The sequence below is a fragment of the Lujinxingia vulgaris genome (assembly GCF_007997015.1).
Classification (GTDB): Bacteria; Myxococcota_A; Bradymonadia; order Bradymonadales; family Bradymonadaceae; genus Lujinxingia; species Lujinxingia vulgaris.
This window is the reverse complement of the sequence record NZ_VOSM01000004.1, coordinates 500,893-524,345: the sequence shown is the minus strand read 5'-3', so window position 1 is coordinate 524,345 and position 23,453 is coordinate 500,893. Positions and strand designations below refer to the sequence as shown.

Here is a 23,453-nt window from a genome sequence, read left to right as displayed (position 1 = left end):
GGAGTTGAAGCTGAGGGGATGCGTATGCGGCGAGAGCAGGGCGGAGAGGAGACGTCGGTGGGGATGGAGGCGGTGGAGGCGCCGGGTGGCGAGTTGGGGGCGTGGAGTCGGGATGGCGATGAGGTTGCCAGGGCGTTTGAGGTGGAGCCGGAGCGGGGGTTGAGCGGGGAGGAGGCTCAGTGGCGGCTGGAGAAGTATGGGCCGAATCAGCTGCGGGAGATCAAGGGGCGGTCGATCTGGAGCATCCTGGTGGATCAGGTCGATGACCTGGTGATCATCTTCTTGATCGTGACGGCGGTGCTTTCGATGGTGCTGGGGTTCTGGGTTGAGGGCGTCGCGGTGGCGATCGTGGTGCTGATCAACGGGGTGTTGGGGCTGGCGATGGACTTGAGGGCGCGGCGTTCGATGCAGGCGTTGCGGGAGTTGGAGGAGGAGTCGTCGACGGTGGTGAGGGAGGGGCGTCCGGTGCGGGTCGGGGCGCATGAGCTGGTGCCGGGGGATGTGGTGCTGCTGGAAGAAGGGGATGTGATCAATGTGGATATGCGGCTGGTGGAGGCGAGTCGGTTGCAGGTGGATGAGGCGGCGCTGACGGGGGAGTCGTTGCCGGTGGAGAAGGGTGGTGGGGCGCTGGAGGCGGAGACGCCGTTGGCGGAGCGCAGCAATATGCTTTTTAAGGGGACGACGCTGACGCGGGGGACGGGGCGAGGGGTGGTGGTGGCGACGGGGATGGCGACGGAGCTGGGGGGGATCTCGGCGTTGGTGGAGGGAGAGGAGGAAGGGGACACACCGCTGGAGCATCGTCTCAACAAGCTGGCGAGTCGGCTTATCTGGGTGACGCTGGGGTTGTCGGCGCTGGTAGTGCCGGCCGGAGTGCTGGCGGGCCGGACGTTGGAGGAGGTGGGGATGACGGCGATTGCGCTGGCGGTGGCGACGGTTCCGGAGGGGCTGCCGGTGGTGGCGACGCTGACGCTGGCGCGGGGGATGTTGCGTATGGCGGATAGGAACGCGCTGATGCGTCGGCTGGCGAGTGTGGAGACGCTGGGGGCGACGACGCTGATCTGCACGGATAAGACCGGGACGCTGACCGAGAATCGCATGGTGGTGCGGAGTCTGGCGCTGCCCTCGGGGGAGGTGATGGTGGAGGGGGATGGGGAGGGTGCGAGGTTGGTGGGCGGGGGAGGTTCGGGCGGGGAGGTTGAGGTGCGCGAGGCGCTGGAGGTGGGGGTGTTGTGTACGAATGCCTCGATTGGTCATGACGGGCAGGCGATGGGGGACCCGATGGAGGTCGCGCTGCTGAGGCTGGCGCGGGAGGAGGGGGTGGAGGTGGAGGGGGTGTTGGCGCGGATGCCGGAGGTTCGGGAGGAGGCGTTCGACTCGGAGGTGAAGATGATGGCGACCTACCACCGGTTGGAAGATGGGCGGGTGCGGGTGGCGGTCAAGGGGGCGCCGGAGGAGGTGCTGGCGGTGTCGACGCGGTGGCGCGGGGAGGCTGGCGAGGGGGCGTTTGATGAGGCGGAGCGGGAGCGCTGGCGCCGGGAGAATGAGGCGATGGCGCGTCGGGGGTTGCGGGTGCTGGCGCTGGCGTCGCGGGAGGTGGCGGATGCGGAGGTGGCGCCCTATGAGGAGCTCACGTTTGTGGGGCTTGTGGGGTTTTATGATCCGCCGCGGGAGGAGGTTCGCGATGCGATCGGGGAGTGCGCGCAGGCCGGGGTGCGGGTGGTGATGATCACCGGGGATCAGGCGGCGACGGCGCGGAGCATTGCGGCGCAGATCGGGCTCGTGGCGTCGGAAGATGCCGAGGTGATTGGTGGCAAGGAGTTACGGGCGCCGGAGGAGCTTTCGGAGGAGGAGCGAGAGCGGGTGCGAGCGGCGTCGATCTTTGCGCGGGTGAGCCCGGAGCAGAAGCTCAACATCATCGCGTTGCACCAGGAGGCCGGGGAGGTGGTGGCGATGACCGGCGACGGGGTGAATGATTCGCCGGCGCTGGCGCGGGCCGATATCGGGGTGGCGATGGGGCAGCGGGGAACACAGGCGGCGCGGGAGACGGCGGACCTTGTGCTGCGCGACGACCGGTTCAATACGATCGTGTACGGGATTGAGGAGGGGCGAGTGATCTTTACGAACATTCGCCGCTTTGTGGTGTTTTTGCTGTCGATCAACTGGGCATCGATCGTGGCGATTGTGGTGGCGTCTCTGGTGGGGGCCCCGATTCCGGTCACCGCGTTGCAGATTCTGTATTTAAATGTGGTGACGGACGTCTTCCCGGCGCTGGCGCTGGTGGCGACCGGGGGGGCGTCGGAGTTGATGCGTCGGCCGCCGCGTTCGCCGAAGGAGTCGATTCTGACGGGGCATCACTGGGGGGCGATCGGTGTGTACGGGGTGGTGATTGCGGCGGCGGTGCTCGGGTCGCTGGCGATTGCGTTGCAGGTGATGGGCTATGAGGTGGGGCGGGCGGTGACGGTGTCGTTTTTGACGCTGGGTTTTGGGAAGGCGTTTCATGCGTTGAATATGCGGGATCTGGCGGCGCGCGGTGGGGATAGCGATGCCCGGGTCAGTCCGGTGATGCGAAATGGCTGGGTGTGGGCGGCGATCGGGTTATGTGCGGGGTTGTTGGCGATGACGGTGTATGTGCCGTGGTTGCGGGGGATTTTAGAGACGGTCAATCCCGGGGCGGTGGGGTGGGGGCTGGCGGTGGGGATGGGGGTGTTGCCTCTGGTGGCGATTCAGGTGGGGCAGGGGGTGGTGTTGTGGTGGCGAGGGCGTGGAGTTGGGTGAGAATTCGGCGACTCTTTGACCGACCGAGGGACGGACATTGTGCCGACCGAGAGAGGGACGATGCGCAGTATTTATGCGGGTGATTAAGCGTTCTCGTGAAGCGCGAGGATGCGCGAAACGCGACGAAGTTAGGCGGACGTGGGTGCGGGGAGCGCTGGTCGGAGGGGATAGGGTCGCGCGCGGGTAGAAATTTGCCGATTTTGGCGGCGGGAGGGCGCTTTAGAGGGGAATCTGGGCGTACGAATTGGCGGTAGTGCGGAGGGGCGGGCAGAGGTGTGCGTGGAACGCGTTGGGGTCGCGTCGAAAATGGCATCAGGGGGATGCCCGCGAAGGTTTTGATATCGAAAAGGCGGCTTCTACATCATAGAGGCCAGGCCTGGCTCGGGGGCTTCGGGATCCCGACATTTCACAGGAGAATTGCGACGGAGCCAGACGGTGCCGCAGGGGAACTCAACGCGCTTTTTGCCTTTGAGCCATCGATGACGTTGGTGGTCGTAGGCGGTGAGGAAGGCGCGGTGGCGGGCGATTGCAGCGACGAGTAGCGCAGCATTTCGGGTGGCGAAACGCGGGATGATTTTTGAACGGGGTGAGGGCGTTTTCGGTTTGCTGAAGGGGCTGGAGGCCAGGATTTTTTCGACGCCCAAAACCTGGCGATTCTCTTGCGTGCGCGTGGCGATGAGGTCGTCTTCGGCTTCGGTGAGGAGGGTTTCAAAGTGGGTGGTGACTTCGGGGATGTCCGAGGCGTTGAAGCCGGGGGGTGGTTGGGGGGTGAACCTGGCGAAGTCCGGCGACTTGCGGCCAAAATAGACGTCCGGCTTTGGGATTTTTATCGAAGTTCCCCAGTTGCAGGGGAGGATTTTGGCGCCGGGCCATTCATGTGCGCGTTCGACCAGGTCGTCTACGAGCGGGTTGAGCCAGGTGTAGAGGAGCTTTCGCTCCAGGGCGTCCCGATCGAGGAGCAGGGTTTCGCGGTAGGAGCCGCCTTCCCAGAGGTAGTCAGTGCGGTCGAGATCGCGGTTTCGGGCCTTGGAGATCAGGCACATCGCGTCGCGCATAAACTCGCTGCGGCGGCCTTTGACGTCGGTGATGATCAAGTGGATGTGGTTGGACATGACTACGAGGGCGTGAATCTCGATGTCGTAGGTCTGCGCGGCGTTGGCGAAGACATAGAGCGCGATGGCGTTCATGGTGTCGTCGGGGCGCAGGTAAAACGTGCGGTCGAAGCAGCGGCGCGTGATGGCGACGACCTGGCCTGGGAGGTGGCGACGGGGGCGAGTCATGGGCAGCTCCAGGTGAGGGTGAAGAGAAGTACGTGGAGCTGTTATCGAGAGGTGGAGGGAGAAGTTGCGTGGAGGAGGTGAATTTTGTTGAGGTGGGGGGGGAAGTTGGGGAGGCGGAAGATGGGGTGTTGATGGAGGTTGAAGGGGGGATGAGGCGCGTAAAATAGGGAGATTGTCCGTGTCTCGGTCGGACAATGGGCGCGCGAGTTTAGGGGGGCATTATCGCTTCACAAGCCACCCACCCTTTTGCCTCTTCACCAGCTTCTGCATCTCCAGGGCGATGCGGGCGTGGCTGATGCGTTGTTCGACGAGGAGGCGTTGAAGGCGGTCGGCTTTGCGGCGTCGGTAGATGGCGTCGAAGCTATCGAGGGAGCGCTCAAGTTTGGCGAGGACGCGGGTGAGGGGGGAGTCGGGGGTGGCGTCCTGGTCGTCGGGGAGGGCGTTTGTGAAGCGGGTTTGGGCCAGGGTGGCGAGGTGGGATTGGGCGCGGTCAAGGAGGGTGCGCAGGGGGGCGGAGAGGTTGCGGGAGGCGCGCCAGCGCTCCAGGTTCTCGAAGCAGGCCAGAGCCTCGATGAGGCCCAGGGAGGAGGCGGTGGCCAGGAAGATGAGCTCGTCGCGCAGGGCGTTGTCGTCGGCGTTTTCCAGGCGTTGGTGGCGGGTGAGGGTGTTGTTGAGGTCGACCCAGCGGTAGACGAAGTCGAGGCCGGTGCCTTTGATGTTCTGGGTGCCGAGGAGCTCCACGGTGCTGTTGGGGGCGGCCAGCCGGGCGGCGGTGAGGATGATGCCGTCGCCGCTGGTGGCGGGGTCTTCGACGGTGTGAACGATCTGCCAGAAACGTTCGGTGTAGGTGGTGTGGAGGCGGTGGTGGAAGTCGTCGGCGCTGAGTTTTTTGTCGAGGACCGCATCGAGGTGATGGTGGAGGGCGTGGGCGGCGATGGTGGCAGCGAGGTCGCGCAAAAAGGCGTCGCGGGCATCAAAGAGGTCGGTGTGGGTGAGGTTGTGGATGGGGTCAACCTCCGATCGCTGGCTGTTTATAAGGGTGATGTCCGTGTCTCGGACGGACGGGAAGGTGGTGGTGATGGTGGGGTGGGTGGTGAGGTTTTTGAGGGTGTGGGCGATGGAGGTGAAGTTGGCGCTGAGGTCTTTGATGAGGGAGGGGAGGGCGGTGTAAAGGGTGGAGATGGAGGCGTCGGAGAGCGGGGGGCAGACCTCGAGCATGTGTTTGAGGGAGGTGATGAGGGCGTCGGGGGAGCGGCGTGTGAGGCGCACGCGGCTGATGATCTGGTCGAGGCGGCGGTGGGCGCGGGTGGGGTCGGGGGTGAGGTTGTCTTCGAAGACGAGCTGGTTGGCGAGGTAGGCTTCGAGGGATTGGGCCATGTAGGTGCGCAGGCCGCTTAAGTTGGTGCCGATGAGGATGTGGCCGTCGCAGATGACGTCGCGGACCAGGATGTCGGCAAAGACTTTGGAGCGGGCGATGCGGTCGTCGCGGTTGTTGACGACGGTGAAGATCTTGCGGTGGGGCTCGGAGCGGGGGTCGACTTTGTCGAGGCCGGTGCGGGTCCAGTTGTTCATGAAGCCGGCGCGCTCGTTGGCGGAGCAGCCGTTGATGAAGGCCAGGTGGCGGCCAAGCAGGGTGACCCGCGGGTAGGTTTTGAGCACGCCGAGGTCGGGGACGACGTGGTCGGCCATGGCGAAGATGGCGTATTCGGGATCAATGCCCAGTTCGCGGGCCATGCGGGCGACGAGCGCGATGTTGCGGGGGTGCTCGTCGTAAGGGAAACGGGCGAGCTGGGCGTCGGGGATGAGCGTCTCATCGTCGTGTCCGACGACGATGAGGGGGGCGCCTTTTTTGCGGGCGGTATCTTCGAAGATGGGCAACATCTCGCGCTCGGCGGTGATGGTGGTGCGCCCCGGGGGAATGAACTGGCTGATGGTGCGGGCTACGTCGATGCCGGCCGGGCCCTGGATGTCTTCGTGGTCGGGGTAAGCATTGGTCAGGGTGATGAGGTCGTCGCGCATCCAGTGGGATTGCAGGATGTCGACGTAGCGGGGGTTGAGCGCCATGCACTCCCACATGAAGACGTCGGCGCCGAGGTCGCGGCCCAGGCGCAGCATGTCGCGTTGCTCCCAGATGCTGGCTTTGTCGTAGGGGCGGTAGATGAAGATCTCGCGGGCCTCCTGGCGGCGGGCGGCGTGAATGAACATGGCCTCGCAGCCGGTGGTTTTGACAAAGACGTCGTAGCCCATGCCGTGCAGAAGGCCGGCTTTAAGGCGCTCGGTGCCGCTCTTGCCGCGGGTGCCCCAGCCGCCAATCGAGAGGGGGATGTCGTTACGCCAGCGGTCGAGCTGGTGGCGGACGATGAGCATGCGGCCCAGGAAGAAGGCCACAATGAGCGTGAGGACGATGGCGAGCTCCTGGATGCGGGCGCCGGTGCGGTCGAAGAGCTCGGTGAGATGGCGAGCGGGGTTGGTGTGCAGACGTTCGGTCAGAAGCTCCAGCGGGCCGGCGGTGGCGAGGAGGTGCAGGGAGGTGGTGACCGGAGCGGGAGCCTGGTCGGTGGAGGGGGCGTCGGTGGTTGTTGCCTCGGGGGAGGGCGCATCGGTGGTGAGCAGGGGGAGGGGGTCGGCGGCTTCGAGCTGGCGGCCGAAGTCGGTGGCGGCGATGAGCTCGCGGATCTTTCGGGGGGTGGGGTCGTCGGCCAGGTGGGGGCGAAAGGTGATGGTGCAGCCGAGCTCTTTTTCGACGACGCCGAGAAACTTTCCGCGTTGGTCGGCGTCGTCACCTTTGATGGATGCGAGGCGAAGTTCGTCTAAGTGGGCGTAGGTGTTGGAGATTTTCAGGAGGTTTTTCAGACGCTTTGCTGCCGACTTCGGAGGTGTGAGGGTGGTGATGCCCTGGGTTGTGGCCAGAATGATGGGTCGGGCGGAGCGCTGGGCGTCGAGAAGATCGTCGACCAGGGGGATGTAGCCTCCCCAGCCGCCCTCGGAGCCGACCTGCCGGCGTTCGCCGGGGACGGTCGTGGGGGTCACTTCACCGAGGTCGGCGGGGTGGGCGCGCAGGCGGCCCGGGTAGACGCGGGCGCGGGTGTGGTCGAAGCCCTGGCGTTTGTTGGGCGAGGGGTGTCGAAGCTCATGGAGGTAGCGCCAGAGGCGGGGGGCGTAGCGCTCTCCGCGGGCGACTCGCCAGTGGGTGCGGCGCTCGGTGGCGTAGAGGCCAAAGCCCTGGCGAGCGGCCAGGGCCATGGCGCGGGCCAGGCGCGCGGTGGCGAGGGGTTTGGCGAGGCGCAGATGTTCGCCGGGGTGCAGGGCGCTTAAGCGGCCGGCAAGATCCAGGGTGGAGGGGGAAGGCGCATCGCTGGTGGCGGTGGCGTCGGAGGCGTCGGCGGCGTCGGTGCCCGTGTCCAGGGCGGCCAGGTCGAGGCGAAAGCTCGCCAGGCGGTTTGCGACCGCCGCGTCGTGCTCAAGCTCCAGGCGGTCGGCCAGGATCTCGCGCATGCTGGAGGTGGCGTTGTGGGCGAGTTCGGGGTGGGTGGTGATCAGGTCGCGTAAGAGGGGGAGAAGGGCGCCGAGGGTGGTCTGCAAGACGTCGGATGAGGGCTCGGCGCGCACGATGCGGGCCAGGATGGCGGCGGCGCGGGCGGCGGCCTGCCCCCCCTGTCGAGCGGTGGTAGTGAGGGAGCGGGCGGCGTGGGCGCGGACCTTCTGGCGAGGTTCGGTGGCGGGAAGGGCCAGGCGCTCAAGCAAGGTCAGGGCGTCGGGGTGCGGATCGCCGCTTAAGGCTTTTGCGATGGCGATGGGGATGGCGTCGGGGCCTGAGGTGGTATCGAGCTGTGCGAGCTGCTCGCGGGCGATGTCGGGGTAGAGCTCGGCCAGGCGCGCGATGGCGTGGGCCTGGACGTGCCAGTCGTCGGGCAGCTCGAAGGAGCGGGTGGCGCGCTGGACCAGCACATCGAGGCCGGCCTCCCGGGAGTGGGCCAGGGTGGTGATGGCGGCAATCTTCAGCCAGGAGGAGGCCGTGGGCAGGATGGCGATCTTGATGAGCAGGCGTAGCCACTCGCTGGCCAGGGCGTCGGGGCGCTGGTCGAGCAGGGCTGCCAGCGGGGCGTGGGCGGCGCGGATGGCCAGGGGCTGAAGCTCGGGCTGGTCGCGGTTCTGGGCAAAGGTGCGCAGGAGCCCGGCGCCGGGGAGCTTTAGAAGGTTCTGGGCGATGGTGGAGCGGTCGTCGGGGTGGGCCCGGGCCAGGATGTCGTGGGTGAGGGCTTCGAGGGCGATGAAGATCAGGCGCAGCCTGGCGATGAGGCGACTTTCCTGGAGGGTCTGGCGCTCGCGCAAAGTTTCAAAGTCGAGGAACTCGTCGAGGGCGCGCAGGTCTTTGCGCAGCTCACGTGCTGAGCGCCCCTGTGACTCCAGGTACTGGACCACCACGTCCTGACGAGCGCGGCCGGGGAGCTGGGCGAAGTAGCGCTCGGTGAAGGTCTGGAAGGTGGTGCGCAGAGTGTGAAGTTCGTGGTGAAGCTGGCGCAGGGCGTCGAGGAGCGAGGCGGAAAGCTCAAGCTGGGGTTCGAGGTGCGGGTCGGGCGCGAGCAGCTCGGTGTGGGGGAGGTTGAGGGTGGGTGGGCCCTGGCGCTCAAGGCGCGTGTGAAGGTCAGCCAGGGCGCGGTGGTCGAGACGGCGCACCAGCGCCGGGAGGCAGCCATTGAGGCTCAGCCGTGGGGGACTGTCGGGATCGGAGGTGGGCCAGTTGTCAAAGATCATGGCCGAGACCGGTGCAAAAAGAACTCGGGCGTGAGCAGGTGTCCCAGCGAGGCGTGGGAGGGGGGCACGCGCGAGAAGTTGTCGAGGTTATGCCACACGGAGAGGGCAAAGCCGATGCGGGCGCGGCGCGGGTCGCGTTCGCCGGGGACGAGTGAGAGTTGGGCTGAGGCGTTGAAGTCGAGCAGCAGGTTTCCAACAGTCCAGTAGGCCAGGGAGGCGTCGAAGTTCAGGTCGTGCGCGGTGGTGCTCGTGTCTCGGTAGGGATCGTCGAAGAGGTGGCGCAGGCGGTAGCCCACCCGAAGATCGGTAGATTCGAAGAGGGCGCGGGCCTCGGTGGAAAGCCAGAGCTGGTCGGGGTAGGCGCGGTTGCTGAAGAGCTGGCGGGCCGACGCGGCGAAGATGGTGTTGACGAAGGGGCGAAACCACAGGGTCACGCGGGCGTCAAACCCTAAGCGTCGGGGCAGAGCGTAGTTGTTGTAGAGCACCGGATCGATGAGCCCGCGGGTGCGAAAAAAGGCCCTGGGTTCCTGCAGGCGCACGTGCCCGGCCAGCGAGGGGAAGAGCGACCAGTTCGGGGCGAGTTGCAGGGGTTTGGAGATGCGCATCGAGGAGCGGATGGACCAGTGGCTCTGTGTGAAGCGCTGCCAGTAGGTGGTCAGGCGGGGCTCAATGCGCAGGTTCAATCGCTGTGTGCGCCAGTAGCCCGCGACGGTGCCTTCGGCGACGGGGGAGGTGCGCAGGTTGGTGCGCAGGCCGGTATCAAAATAGACCCAGAGGTCGGCGTCGGGGTTGGCCAGGTAGGCCCGGGTGTTGAGGCGGGCGTAGGGGGACTGGCGCGGGTCGTCGATGAGGCTCTCTTCGAGGTCGATGTCGCGGGTGGCAACGGCGCTGGAGAAGCGCAGCGTCCAGTCGACGGGGGGCTTGCTTAAGAGGTCGTCGCCGCTGAGCTCGGCCAGGCCCCGGGGGAGGTCGGCCAGGAGGGTCTGGTCGAGGTTGAGGGCGCGTGTGGCGAGGGCCTTCGGGGGCGCGTCGGGGGTGGTTGTGTCGGCGGTGGTGACACCTTCGGGCTCGCCCTTGCGCGCGCGGGCGATGGCGCGGTCGTCGTCCTGGCGGGCGGCCAGGCGCAGGGTGGCCAGGCCCTCCGAGACACGGACAGTGAGGCTGTGGAGGCCTTCTGTGACGACCGGGAGGTGCAGGCGCTGTGCGGCTGAGAGCCGTGTCTCGGACAGACCGGGGAGAGCGATGCTCGCGTCGGGCTGGGCGCTCGAAGGCAGGGTGACGCGGTGGGTGTGGAGGTGTCCGTCGGCGCTCTGCAGCTCCACGATCACCTCGGAGGCCGGGCGGTAGCCCGAGCCTCGCGGTGTGAAGAGGGCGCGCAGGTCGAGGCGAAGGGTGGTGGGGCCGACGATGCTCAGATCGACGGGTTGCCCGGGAGCCAACACATCAAGCCGGCGACGGAGCGACGCCACCACCGGCTGGGGCTCGCCGGGCGCCGCCGGGTCGAGCAGGTAGGGGAAGACGATGAAGCGGCGGCCCAGAAGGTCGTCGTGACGGCGGAGCGTGAGGCGGTAGGTCTGGCCGGCTTTCAGATCGAAGCGCGCCAGAAAGAGCTGCCCCGGGGGCCAGGCCGGCGGGGAGGTGCCGGGGGAGACAGGGTTGCCCTCCTGGTCGACGAGGTCGAGGTGCAGCAGGCAGGAGGGGGCCGGACCTTCGGGTTGGAGGTCGGGGCGAAGATCGAGGCAGGTCGCAGCCACCTCCAGAGGTTGGTCGAGCTCGGGGCGAAGGGTGAAGGTGCGGCGCGCGGCGGCGTTGAGAGGAAGTAAAAGCTCGGGGGGCCAGGGCACGCCGAGCAGGGCGTCTTCGACAAGCTCATCGAGGGGGTTGGCGGTGGGCGGGGTGGGCAGCGGGTCGACGGGGGTGGGGTCGAGGTCGGCCGGGACGCTGGCCATGGCCGTGAGCAGGGTCGGGGTGTCTTGAGGGGCAAAGCGGGAGAGGCGCAGTGTGGCGAAGTAGGTGCTGCGGTGGGCGGGTGTCGGCGCGAGGGTAAAGGCGCGAGTGGCCAGAAGATGCGCCAGGGCGGCCTGGCCCGGATCGGGTTCCAGCGTCGGGTCGGTGAGACGCGTGACGAGGAGGTCGGCCGCGGCGCGAAGCAGCGGGGCGTCGGCGGCCCGAGTGCTCTCGGAGCGCTGGCGTGCAAAGTCGAGGAGGAGGTCGCCGCGTGCTTCTGCGGGGGTGTTTGCGAGCGCGCGGATCGCGGCGCAGGCCGGCTTCATATCGGGGGCCGGGGGGCCGTAGCGAAGATCGGCCTCGCAGCTGGCGAGCGTGGCCGGGTCGCGCTGGTTTTCTTCGAAGAGGGCGTCGCTGAGCTCTTCGCTGAGTGCGGTCGGGTGCACAAGTGAGGCGTCGGGGAGCTGCACCCAGCGACGGTCGGCGCGTTGGCGCAGCGTGGCGAGCAGGCCGCGGGCGCGCTCCAGGGTGTCGCCGGGGGTGCGGAAGTCGTAGGCGGCAGCGTAGAGGTCGACCTCGGCCAGGGCGTTTTGCCCCAGACTCATCAAGAGCTCGGCGCGCTCGACCTGCAGGGTGCGTTTTTTAGAGAGGGTGGCCTCGTCGTTGATGCTGCGGGAGAGCAGCGAGATGCGCTGCAAGGTCTGCGGGGAGGGTGGCAGCGTGACGGCGACGGGGATGGGATCGACGCTTTGATCTTCGCGGGCGGCGCGCTGGTCCAGGGCGACGAAGACGTTCTGGGAGAGGGCGCGCACCTCCAGGTGCTGTGCCTCCGGGGGAAGTTGAAGGATGAGGCGAAGGGGGGCGGGGTAGGTCGCGCGTGCGTGGGCGCTGGCGTCGAGGAAAAGATCGCGCGGGGCGTTGGCGCCATCGTCGATGCGCAGGCGAATGCGCCTATCGGCAGCGGTGGGGCGAAGATGCAGGCGCACGTAGCGGGTGGTGCCGGAGGACTCCAGCGCAAAACGCACACCCTCAGAGTCGGCCTCCCAGTAGTCGCGGGGGATGACGATGTGATCGGAGGGCAACCACTCCACGTCTTGAGGAGGATGAGGGGTGTAGAGCTCGGTGATCGGGTCGGGGGAGAGGTTCTGGACGCGGAGCGGGGCGTTGGTCGTCGTGAGAAGTTCAAATTCTTGAAGGGGCGCGTCGTGCAAAAAGGCAAAGGTGTGCGGCTCACCGCCGCTGTCGAGCTTGAGCGCGGCGACGGCCGGACGTTGGGCGGCGCGCGCCGTCAGGGTGAGGCGTTGGGCGGCGGTGGGGGCATCGGTCGGAGCGCCCAGGGTGACGGCCTGCTCGTGGGGCAGGCGGTAGAGCAATGTGGTGCGATCGGCGACGCTTGCCAGAAAGGTGCGGGTGTCGGCCGGCCCCAGAGGCTCCAGAAAGGGCGTCGGCTCGGGGGGAAGGGCTTGCTCGGGAGTTGCGGCGGCGTCTTCGGCAGTGGCGTCGGTCGCCGGCGTGGCGAGGCGGACGGGGGGAAGGGGCTCCAGATCGCGCCAGTAGGTGGCGTACCACCACAGGGTTTGCAGGGCGTCGGTGCGGTCGGGGTGAATGGGCTCTCGCAACCAGGCCGCGTAAAGCAGGTCGAAGCCCGCCCAGCGCGCCTCGCGGCGGCTGCCGCCGGTGAGGATGGTCTCGGCGCGCAGCGCCCGCTCCAGAGGAAGATCGATGGCGTCGCCCTGCGGATCTTCGGGCAGGGCGTCGAGTTTGGCCGCAGCGAGTTCGGGGTAGCCCAGCGCGAGCTCCTGGCGAGCGGCCTGCAGGCCAATCAGGCGCCGGGAGGCAGGGGGGAGAAGTTCGCTCTGCACAAGGTCGAGAAGGGCCTGAGGCGCTGCGAGTTCACCGGGGTTGAGGCGAAGTTCAAGCCAGGTGATCCAGGCGGATTGGTGCGCCGCCGGCGCCTGGGACTTACGGGCGGCAAAGAGCAGGTTTCGGGCGTTGTCGACCTGTCCCAGAAACGATGCGATCTCGGCGAGCAGCAGCGTGGCGGCGGGGTGGTCGCTACCGCTCAGAAGCTGCTCGGCGCGCTCGATATGCCAGTCGGCGTTATGCAGTCGACCGGCGACATCCTGAAGCAGGTAGCGGGGGCGCGCGATGTGGCCGTCGATGAGGATTTCGGCGTCGGTGGCGCGCAGGGTGTAGTGGTGGCGCCCCGGCGGCACCCACATCGAGGTGGTGCGACGCCAGCTTAAGGGTGTGCCCTGCTCGTCGCGGGCCTCAAGTACTCCGGTGTGGCGAGCCGGCGAGGCGGGATCGAGCTCCGGATCGCGGTCGAGGTCCGTGGTGGCGTCTTCGGCAGGATCTTCGCGGGGGGCATCGTCATCTTCACCGACCAGAAGCGGTCCGGAAGACGAGGTGCTCAGCGGGCGGCCGTCGGGCAGAAAACGGGCCGGACCGCTGCTGAAGTCCGCCCGGTGCACCGGGTGGCCGCGCTCGAAGATCTGCAGCGAGAATGGCGAAATCTGCTCGGCGTTTTCGGGTGTTTTGACGGCGCGCACGCCCAGCTCCAGGCGGGCGGGGCCGTCGACGGTGAGGTGGGCGTCTTCGCCGGGCTTAAGCCGAAGTGCGGCGCTCGGGCCGGTGGGGAGGCTGACGGTGGCCTCGGGCAGCGCGGGCTCAAAGGCCGGGGCGATGGGGCGGCGCGCATGAAAACGCCCGTCGGGCTGGCGCTCCCGCTGGATCGCCCGGGTGAGCATCGCCCGGCCCAGGTGATGGGCCGCCTGGCGAAGAACGGCGTCGTCGGTGAGCGCATCGGTGAGGATGTGCAGAAGTTGGGCCTCGCGCGCCTGGGAGATGACCCGGGCGCGGGCGGCGATCGGAAGATCGGCCGGCGGCGGTGCCAGCGGCGCAACCTGCAGCCAGCGGTGCAGCCGGCGCTGCCACCAGTCCCAGTAGAGGCGCGGCGGGGCGTGATCCAGGGTGTGCGCCGAGATCGTGACGCTCTGGCCGGCGCGCTCATCCAGCGCCACGCGAAGGGTCGGGCTGTGGGAGACGCCGCTGAGGATGAACCAGTCGCCCCCGTCGAGCACAAAAGGCTCAAGCGGCAGCGACGCGGTGGTCAGCCCATCGTTGCTGGCCACGCGCTCCTCAACGCGCAGCGCGCTTGCCAGTCGGGGCGGGTCAAATTGCAGGCGCACCACCGCGTTTCGGGGCGCGCTGAAGAGCGTCGCGTCACCCGGGGCCAGCTCGCGGCGATGTTCCGGCTCGAGCAGAGGTTGCCAGTCGAGCAGGTCGTCGGTGTCGGGCTCGGGCAGCGGTCGCCAGGCCTCGGCCGGCGGCAGATTCAGCGTGAACGCCAGCGCGGCGACGATGGCAAAGAGGGCCAGCGCGCCCCGGGGCGTTCCTGGCGAGGTGGGTATCACTGGCGAGGTCGCTGCGGAGGAGGGCTTAGCGCTGGAAACGGGCGTCGAAGTTATGCACCGCGCTGAGCAAGCGGGAGGTGTTTTTGACGGCCATCGCGATCTCAATGAGCTGCGCGTCGGGGCGCTCGGTCTGGTCGAGCACCTCGAGGATATGATCGACGTGGGCGAGCATTTTGAGGGCGAGCTCGCGGTACATGGCTTCGTCGACATCGGCGTTATTTTGAAGGGAGGCGGTGAAACGCTCGGCGTGAGCCTGCAGATCTTCGGTGTCAAAGCCGCAGGCGTCGGCCTGCTCCATATAAGCGTGGGCGCGTTGCACGAACTGACTGGCGAGTGCCGAGAGGGATTTGACCTGGTTGGTGTTCATGGCGTCGCCTCGCTTGTAAAGGATTGTACCAGTACCGAGTCTCGCACACGCGTCGGGGGATCGCAAACTTTCTCATGGACATGAGGGGGCGAGCGCTGCGAAGGATGCGTTGGCGCCTGTAAGTTTTTGATAGAAAAGAGGATTTTGTCAGGTGCACAGGGCAGGTGTGCGATTTTTTGCTGCCCGTACAACAAGCCTTTACACTCCCACCCGGGCAGGTGTGCTCGCCGCGCGCATGTGCGAATTCGGCGCGGATTTCTTTTAGTTGTGAGCTCTACGAAGTGCATTGGCGTCGCTGGCGATGGCAGGTGCGGGGGTGGTGGCAGGCGCAGCGTCGACGCGTGGTCGTGATGCTGACCCTGGGAGTGCTCTGCGCGCTGATCGGCGCTGTGGGCGGTGGACGTTGGCTGGATGAGGCGTTGACCCGCGCGGCGTATCTTTTGCGCGGGGAACGAACCACGACGCAGTCGGTGGTGGTGGTGACGCTCGATGAGGTCTTTGCCGAGCAGCGCGGGCCGGCGCCTTATGAGGCGGCGTTGCTGGAAGAGCTCGTGGGGCGCGTGCAGGGCGACGGGGCACGCCTGGTGGCGGTGTATGCCGGGGCGGGGCTGGCCTGGGGGCCGGCGCAGGCCGTGCACGGATGCCCCGCTGAGGTGGTGTATTACGCCGAGTCGCGCCCGCGCTGGCTGGGGAGTGAGTGCGAGTTCTGGCGCTTGACGCCCGGGGAGTTTGAGCCGGGTCCGCAGGCGCGTGTGGTGCGTGAGGGGGGCGCGCGCACGCTGGTGGGGTATCTGGCGGAGCGGGCGGGCTATGCGATCGGCGCGCGTCAGCAGGTGGGCATCAACTACAGCGGGGGGATGCCGCGACTGTCGGCGGCAAACCTTGAGGAGGCCGGCTTTGTAGAGGGGCTCTTTCGGGGGCGAGTGGTCTTTGTGGTGCCCGATGTTCGGGGCGGTGTGGAGCGGGCGGGAACGCCTTACGGCGAGGTTGCCCGGGAGGTGGTGCGGGCGGAGGCGGTGGCCACCATCGCCGATGATGCGGGGCTTGTGCGCCCGCCGGGGCAGGGGCCGCTGGGCCTCATCGTGGGATTGCTCGTGGGGGCCTGGGCGGCCACTCGCCGCGCCTCATTGCTCTGGCTTGTGGGGGCGATGATGTTGGCCTGGGGCGCGGTCTTCGCGGGGTTTTACGTGGGGCTGGCGCTCTCGGGAGCGGGCGTTGTTGCCGGGGCTTTTGTGGGCTTTTCGGTGGTGCATTTTGTGCCGGCCACCCGGCGCGCGCGTGGGCGCGAGGTGCAGGCTTTGCTGGCCGGCGCGGTCAAAGAGGCCACCTCCCGGCGGGGCAGCAGCGGGGCCAGCGGAGAGGCGTTCTGGTCGGAGCTTCTGGCGCGAGCAGGGGCGGTTTTGGGCGTGGAGGCGATGAGCCTTGCCGAGCTGGGGCAGGGCTCGTGGTGGATCGGGTTTCGGGCGCATCTGGGGCTTTCGGACGATGGGATCGCCGAGCTGCGGCGCGATGTGCGGCGTTCGCCCTACCGGCAGGCCTACGAGCGGCGCACCCTGCAGGTGGTGACGGGGTACGTGCGCGAGGGCGGCCTGGAGACGGTGATGGTCCCGCTGGTAGTGCGCGAGCGGGTGGTGGGCTTCTGGATGCTGCACGTGCCGTCGGCCACCACCGTGATCGAGGCGCGTCGCCCCGCGCTTGAACGCGTCGCCCGCCAGCTCGCCGACGAGATCGTGTGGCGCTGGATGGAGCACGGCGTGCCCGAGGTGATGGCCCAGGAGATGGATCGGGCCGACGCGATGGTGGGCGCGGCGCTGGCGGCGATGGAGCATCTGGAGCTTGATCGGCGCGCGCTGGAAGATGTCTCGGAGAACGCCCAGGTGGGGCTGATGCTCGCGAACCTCTTTGGCGAGGTCACCTTTGAGAACGAGGCGATGCGCCGACTTCTCGAAGGTCAGGAGCGGGTGCAGGGAGGCATCTACGGGTTGATTGCGCGCCACTCCGAGGAGGATGAGGCCTCGGTGGCGCGCCGCATCGATGAGGTGTTGAGTGGCGGTGAGGCGCAGCGTTTTCGCTGGGAGCCCGATGAGGAGGGGGGGCGTCTGGTGGAGATCTGCGTCTCGGCGGTGTGGCGCGAAGAGATGGGGCGGCGCGTGGTGCGCGGGCTTGTGCTCACCGCCCTCGACGTCTCCAGCGCGGTGGAGGGGGCGCGGGAAAAACTCAACCTGATTCGGGTAGTGAACACGCGCGCGGCCGACCTATTGAGCGTGGTCAGCGGCTACACCAACGTCTTGAGCATGAGCAGCGGGCTGGGCACCGCCGAGCGCACCCTTGTGGAGGGGCTGGAAGAGGCGATCGCCGATCTGGGGCGCGTCGTGGATGATTTTCAGGGGGTGCTCAAACCCCCGCAGGATGTGCAGGCGACGATGCCGCTGAGCGTGCAGTATGTGGTGCGCGAGGCGCTGCGCGGCGCGTCGACGCAGACCGAGCTCACCGGCGTGCGCGTCGATGTGCCGACCGAGCCGATGATCGCGCGTGGGCACCCCGAGTCGATTCAGAAGGCGATTCGCCTGATGATTCAAGACAGCGCCGAGCTCGTGCCCGACCAGGTGCAGATCGAGGTCAGTGTGCATCAGGAGGGCGAGCAGACGCGTATTCGCGTGCATGTTCCCAACGTCATGATCCCCACCTCGCTGCTCCAGAGGCTCCTGGAAGGCGGCGAGGGCGATGTGAGTGGGGGAAATCGCCTCTTTCTGGCGAAGCAGTACGTGCAGGGTAGCGGCGGTCGGCTGGAAGCCCACAGCGAGCTCGACGGGCTGACCTACGACATCATCTTGCCGAAGGGGCGCTGAGACGTGGGTGATGCGGCGCTGCACATCTTTCCGGGGGGCGGCTTTGATAGCTCGATCCTCACGATCGTCTTTCTGGGGCTCCTGCTGCGGTGGATGCTCACCGAGACGCTGGGCTACACCTTCGTGGGTCTGGTCGTCCCCGGGTACCTCGCCAGCGTTGCGCTGATCTCGCCGACCAGCGCGGCGGTGGCGATGTTGGAGGCGGTGGTCACCTACGGGCTTGTGTGGTTGCTCTCGGAGGGGATGGGCAAGCTCGGGGTGTGGTCGGTGGTGTTCGGGCGCGACCGCTTTTACGCCTTTCTGGTGATGAGCATCATCGTGCGGGTGCTCGGCGAGCTGTGGGTGTGGCCGGCGTTGTGGGTGCCGCTGGCCGCGGCGATCGGGGTGTCGCCCTATGCACCCGGGCCGCTCAATTCGGTGGGGCTTGTGATTGTGCCGCTCGCCGCCAACATGTTCTGGAAGGTGGGGTTGAGGCGCGGGGCCTGGCAGGTGCTCATGCCCACGGCGGTGGTATACGCGGCCACACGCTGGGGGTTGCTGGCGTATACGAACCTGCGGGTGGCCGAGTTTCAGGTGCATTACGAAGACATCGCCATCGATCTCTTCGCCTCACCCAAGGCTTACATCATCTTGCTGGTGACGGCGGCGTTGGCCGGGCGCATCAACATCAAGGTGGGGTGGGATTTTGGCGGGATCTTGATCCCGGCGCTCATCGCGATCGCCTGGTTCGATGTGTTCAAGGCGCTGTGGACCTTTGGGGAGGCCATCGGGCTTGCGCTTCTGGCCGGCGCGCTTTTGCGCAGCGGGCCGCTGCGTAAGTTGAATATGGAGGGGCCGCGCAAGATCATTTTTGTGTTCAGCGTGGGCTACTTCATCAAGTTTGCGCTGGCGTGGGCGATGTTTCTGGGGGCGCCGCAGGTGCGCACGATCGACTTCTTCGGGTTCGGGTATTTGCTGGCGAGTCTGCTGGCGCTGAAGATCGTGCAGAAGAAGAACATCGTGATGGTGGTGGTGCCCACGGCGTTGGTGAGCATCGTGGGCTTTGTGCTCGGCGGTGTGCTGGCCAGCGTACTGGTGGGGCCGGGGCCGGTGCGCGACGATGAGGTGCGCGTGGAGCGCCTCGACGCCAGCGAGCAGGGACGAGGCACGCTGGAGGCGGAGCTCTTAAGGCGCAGTGCGCTTGCGGGCGGGGCAGCCGGCGGGCGCGCGCTGAGCGCGATGGATGTGGAGCGCTACGCGGAGCTCGGGGAGCTGGCCGAGGTGTCGTCGGCGCGCGAAGGCATCGCGCGGGCGGAGATCGCGCAGCTGGCCGCGACGCTGGAGCTGGAGGTCGCGGTGGTCGACGACGGCAAGGGCGTGGCTTTTGTCGTGGCCGAGAAGTTGGCGCGTTACCCGGACGTGCGCGGGTTGGGGGTGTTGGTGGTGCGTCCGGGGCGGCGAGGGCCGGTGGTGCAGGTGCCCGACGCCGGGGGGGATCCGTTGGTCGTGAGTGCGGCGTTGCGGGTTGGCGAGGAAGTCGATGCGCGGGCGTTGATCTTTGGCGCGCGGGCAAAAATGAGCAGCGGGCGAGAGCTCGACCCGCTCAGCGACGCGAGCTCGCCGCATCAGCGGATGATGCGGGCCTGGCGCGAGCATGATGTGTTGCAACTTCGGCGCGCGGCGCTTGAGTCGCGGGGGATCTGGATGGGGCGCGCGGTGGATTCGGCCTTTCCGGTGGGTGTGGTCAGCGGGCGTCTGCCCGGGCTGAAGGTGCGCTGGGATGTGGCGCCGGGCACTGACCGCACCCGCGAGATCGCGCGCGGGGCGCACGTCACGCTGATGCTGGGGCGCGCGCAGATGGTGCGGCTTGCGGCCTGGGGGGCGGATACCGATGAGCCGACTGCGAGCGCGGTGGTGAGCCTGCGCGCCTATGTGGCGGGGCTGATCGAGGGGCCCGAGCGGGCGGTCGCGGCGCATCTTCGGGAGCTGGGGGAGGCGCCGAGCGCCGCAGAGATCGAGGCGGTGCAGCGCGGGGTGATTGAGCCGCTGGTGGCGATGGGGCGAAGCGGGTTTCCGCGCTTTGTGGCGGGCCGGGAGCTTGCCGCCGCGCGGCGGGTTGGCGGGGCGGTGGGGCTTACGCTGGAGCAGCTACGCGACGACCGAGGTGGGTGCTGGTGGGCGGTGCGCGAGAAGGGCGCTGAGGCCGACGAGGTTGTTGCGCTGCGCGGCTTTGGCGTGGTTCTGCTGCGCTGCGAAGCGGGCGCTCCGCTGATGGTGAGCGCGCCTTACGCGCGGCCCGAGGCCGGGACCTGGGCGGCGGCCGCGCTGATGGCCGACACGTTGCAGGCCCGCGCGTTGGCGCTGGGGAGCGCCTGGCGAGGCGAGGTGGGCGTGTTGGGCGATCCTCTTAAAGATCCCTCGCTGCTGCTGGCCACCCAGCGTGTGTTGCAGCTCGGGGAGCCCGATGACGCGGCCTGGGTGCTGCAGGTGCGCGGGCTGGCCGAGGGGCGGCAGGTGGAGGGGGCGGGGCTTTTGAGCTTTGATCAGGCCCTGAGCGTGGGTGAGCTGGAGGCGGATGCGGCCGCGCTGCACAGCGCGCTGGCGCGCTCCGGACTGAGGCTGGAGCTCGACCAGGGGCAGCTGCGTTTTGCCGAGCTGCGCGGTCTGGAGGATGTCGGCGCGGCGATGGCGCGGGCGGCGGCGCCGGGGCGTTTTGCCCGGGTGTGGCTCGATGCAGATCAGCGCCGCGCGCTGCGGCTGGGCCTGAGCGCCGAGGTGTTGGAGCGGGCGCTCGCCAGGGTTGCTCGCCAGGAACGCCTGGTGCGTCAGGGGCTTCTCGAGCGCATGGGGAGCCAACCTCTTGAGGGTGCCGATCTGGCGAACGAGGCGCTCAGTGAGACCCTGTGGCAGGCCCTCCAGACCCATACCCGCCGCTTTGCCTACACACGAAACCCCCTCGACCTCCTCGCCGCGCTGCAACTCCTGGAGGCAGAGCAACGCAGCTACGAGGTCGTGGTCGATGAGGCCCGGGAGCAGAGCTGGCTGGTGGTCACGACCGGCACCTCTGGCGAGCTCTGGCGAGCGCTGCGCCTTGACGCCGTTGTGGATGGCGACGAGGGCACCGAGCTCCGGCTGCGCCCCGGTCAGCGCCCCGACGCGCTGGCGCTGGCGTTGGCCTCGGCGATCTTCGTTGAGCGTTTGCCCGCGCCCGCGCCTGTTCCGGGGGCCGAGCCGCAGGAGGCGCCATGACGAGCTGGGATCGGCCCCGACACAAACCCTGGCAGCTCTGGGCGCGCCTGGTGCTGCGCCTTGCGGTCTTTGTCGCGATCATCGGCGCGCTGGGGGGCTCGTTGATGCTGGCGATCGAGCGCTCCGAGCAGGCCCCGGAGCATGTGGAGGAGCGCGACCAGCGCTACCTTGCCTATGTGCTGCGCCCGGGGCAGGGGCCGGCCTTTGCGATGGGGCAGCTCAGCCCACAGCTGCGCCTGTTAAGCTGGGGGCATCTCGAAAATAGCCTTTTGCCGGAGCGCTACGACCGGGAGCGGCGCTACGTGTACGGTGTGGTGCTGCGGGTGGTCGATGAGGCGGGGCAAGCGCTGCATGCACGCACGATCTGGGTGCGCTCGCGCGTAAGTCGCAGGCCGGCCGAGGGTGAAGGCTGGGCCGAACGCGCCGCGTATTACCCGGTGGGTCAGGGGGAGGGCGATCCGACCGATATGCGCCTTGTGGACGTGGACCTGAGCGCCTGGGACGCGCCGGGCCGCAGGCTGGAGGTCGAGCTTACACGCGAACTTCCCGAGGATGCCCCCGAGCTTGAGCCCGGGGAGGTGTGGCTGGATGAGGCGCAGGTGGTGGTCTTTCGGCGTTTTGAGCGCGAGGCCGGGCTGCGGGAGTGGCAGGGGCGCACCTTGAGTGAGCGGCGGCGCGCGGAGCTTGCGGAGCGCGCGCGCCTGGCCGGCTGGAGCGCGCCGACGGCCGCCGAGATCGATCGGCTGCTGGTGGGCGGCTGGCGACGCGACACCACGCTGGGGGAGGCGGAGGTGCGCGGGCTCTACACCTCGGAGTTTCGTTTTGAGGAGTTTGAGGAGGTTCACGCTGGCGAGGCGCTGGAAGAGGGGGAGGCGCTGGCCTTTGCGCTGGAGGGGCCGGTGAGGCTCTTTGCGGCGCGGGTGGGTGAGGAGGGCGGGGCGCTGCGTGCGGAGCTCGCGCGGACCAACACCATGGAAGAATCGGCGGAGGTCGTTGACGTTTCGGGGGCAACGCTCGGGTTTGAAAGCGTGGAGCGCGAGGTCAAAGGCGTGGGCGATGATCTCGCGCGTTTGCGCCCGCTGGAGCGGGTCGGGCAGGCGTTAAAAATAAAAATTAAACCAAAAGAGTCGGCGGCGGTGCAGCTCTTTGCTCCCGGCGGCGGGCGCCTGGCCGTCTGGGTGGATCGTCCCGAAGCGGTGGCGGGCTCGCCGGAGTTGGCTCGGAGCGCCGATGGTCGCACGCGGGTCTTGCCCGACCGCCGGCGCTCGGTGAGCTGGGAGGCGCGCGGCGGCGATGAGGCACCGCTGGTCTATCGGCTGCGCGCTGGCGAGCAGGGCGTGGGCGACGCGTTGATGCTGACGTTGCGGCATCTTCCGGGGCAGACGGGGGCGTTGCGCTACCGTTTTGTGGGGGCCCCCGACGCGCGGGATGGCGAGGGTTCCGGGGGAACATCACATGTCTCATTGGGTGAGGGGCGAGTGGCGTTTGAGGGCGAAAACTCGGCCTATGAGCGCCTTGTGGACGCGGAGCAACTGCGCGAGCGGGAGCGTATGGCGGCCGATCCCGAGGCGCTTCTGGCCTACGAGCGGCTGGCCGAGCCGACGACCCACCGCTTCTGGATTCCGGCGGGCGCGGAGCGACTGGAGGTGTGGGTCGAAGGCGATGATGAGGCGCGGGCGTGGGTGGGGGCGTCGGTGTTGGCGCTGGCAGAGGCGGGGGAGCGGGCCTGGGAGCCGCCCTACGATCGGGTGCCGGAGCTGATGCGCTGGCGCAACGCGCCGAGTGCGCGTTCGGCCTGGGTGGGCATCTGGCCGGATAACGCCGAGGCGCTCACGCTGGGCGGCCGTCGGGCGTTGAGCGAGTCGCAGGCCCGCTGGGAGCCGCGCTGGGGCCATGAATTCAGCCGCGAGCTGTGGGCGTCGGCAAGCGCGGCGGTGCAGGAGGGCTGGGAGGTGCGCTGGGGCGCCGACGAGGTGGAGCCGCCCCGGCGACTGCAGCAGCGCGAGAGCAGTGAGGCACGGGTGTTGCGCCCCTCCAACGACCTCTTCGGCGCGGTGCTGCTGGAGCGCGTCGATCCCGCAGAGCTCGCCGGCCAGCGCTGGGAGGCGACCTGGCGCGCCGAGCTTCGGAAGAGCGGTCGCATCGCGTGTCGCCCGGCTTCCGGATCCGACACGCTGGCGCTGGAGTACCGGGTCGATGAGGCGCTGGTCGGCCGCACGATGGAGGTGCGCTGGCAGGGAGCCACCGTGCGTCGTCAGCGCCTGCTCAGCGCCACGGGCCGTATTAGCGCGCGGGTGGGCGCGGGGGCCGGCGCGCTGAGCCTGCACCTTATCCCCGAGAGCGATGCCGACACTGAGACGGAATCGCTCACCGGCCGCTGGTGGACCGACTGTGAGCCCACCACGCTTGCGGCGCAGCCGGTGTGGCGGCAGCGGCGCGTGCACCGCGTGGCGCGCGGCCGCGACCTGCTCGTCGATGCGCTCTCCAGCCTCGACGGGCAGCGCTACCTCAACGTGGTGGCCTACCTGGAGCGCCCCGGCGCCACGCTCCGCAGCGTGGTCGATGGCGGTGACCCGGGTGGGCGAGCCGGGCAGAGTTTGAGGCAAATCACCGCGCCCGAGCAGCGCTTTGAGCTCGTGGCGTCTGAACGCAGCGCCACCCTGGTGGGGGGCGATGGCCGGCGGCTCTACGGGCCGGTCCGCGTCGCCATTCCTCTGGGCAGCGACTGGGAGCCGGGCACCCATCGGGTGCGTCTTCGCCTGGAGGATGGCTCGGGGGCGTGGTTGCGCTTTTTTCAGTTGGAGGAGTGAGGCGTTTTGGGTTGCAGGTCCGGGGG

General features: G+C 68.2%; 8 protein-coding genes. 4 read left to right on the top strand and 4 right to left on the bottom strand.

The window, feature by feature from the left end; genetic code table 11:
* Positions 1-24: 24 nt before the first annotated feature.
* Positions 25-2,775: a cation-translocating P-type ATPase gene (locus FRC98_RS11305; protein WP_230467511.1), complete on the top strand. Its 2,751-nt coding sequence runs from the start codon at positions 25-27 to the stop codon at positions 2,773-2,775.
* Between the two features lie 356 nt (positions 2,776-3,131).
* Here FRC98_RS11305 and FRC98_RS11300 read toward each other — a convergent pair whose 3' ends face one another.
* The 4 genes from FRC98_RS11300 to FRC98_RS11285 all read right to left on the bottom strand — a co-directional run bounded on the left by FRC98_RS11300 (position 3,132) and on the right by FRC98_RS11285 (position 14,540).
* On the bottom strand, positions 3,132-4,055 hold the full coding sequence (locus tag FRC98_RS11300; RefSeq protein WP_146981516.1) for a transposase: 924 nt from the start codon (positions 4,053-4,055) through the stop codon (positions 3,132-3,134).
* A 219-nt stretch (positions 4,056-4,274) separates the two neighbouring features.
* Entirely contained in the window at positions 4,275-8,810 is a 4,536-nt protein-coding gene (locus FRC98_RS11295) for a hypothetical protein (protein ID WP_146981515.1), read from the bottom strand.
* A complete protein-coding gene (locus FRC98_RS11290; RefSeq protein WP_146981514.1) occupies positions 8,807-14,173 on the bottom strand; it encodes a hypothetical protein in 5,367 nt (1,788 codons plus the stop codon). The genes FRC98_RS11295 and FRC98_RS11290 overlap by 4 nt, the downstream gene beginning before the upstream one ends.
* Positions 14,174-14,198: 25 nt before the next feature.
* Positions 14,199-14,540, bottom strand: coding sequence for a hypothetical protein (locus tag FRC98_RS11285; protein ID WP_146981513.1), 342 nt, complete (start codon positions 14,538-14,540; stop codon positions 14,199-14,201).
* Positions 14,541-14,890: 350 nt separating this feature from the next.
* Between FRC98_RS11285 and FRC98_RS11280 the strand changes: the two genes are divergently transcribed.
* The 3 genes from FRC98_RS11280 to FRC98_RS11270 are packed head-to-tail and all read left to right on the top strand — an operon-like array spanning position 14,891 to position 23,427.
* Positions 14,891-17,389, top strand: coding sequence for a hypothetical protein (locus FRC98_RS11280; protein WP_146981512.1), 2,499 nt, complete (start codon positions 14,891-14,893; stop codon positions 17,387-17,389).
* Positions 17,390-17,392: 3 nt separating this feature from the next.
* Complete coding sequence (locus FRC98_RS11275) at positions 17,393-20,617, top strand: poly-gamma-glutamate biosynthesis protein PgsC/CapC (protein WP_146981511.1); 3,225 nt, start codon at positions 17,393-17,395, stop codon at positions 20,615-20,617.
* On the top strand, positions 20,614-23,427 hold the full coding sequence (locus tag FRC98_RS11270) for a hypothetical protein (protein ID WP_146981510.1): 2,814 nt from the start codon (positions 20,614-20,616) through the stop codon (positions 23,425-23,427). Before FRC98_RS11275 ends, FRC98_RS11270 begins: the two co-directional genes overlap by 4 nt.
* The last annotated feature ends 26 nt before the right edge of the window (positions 23,428-23,453 follow it).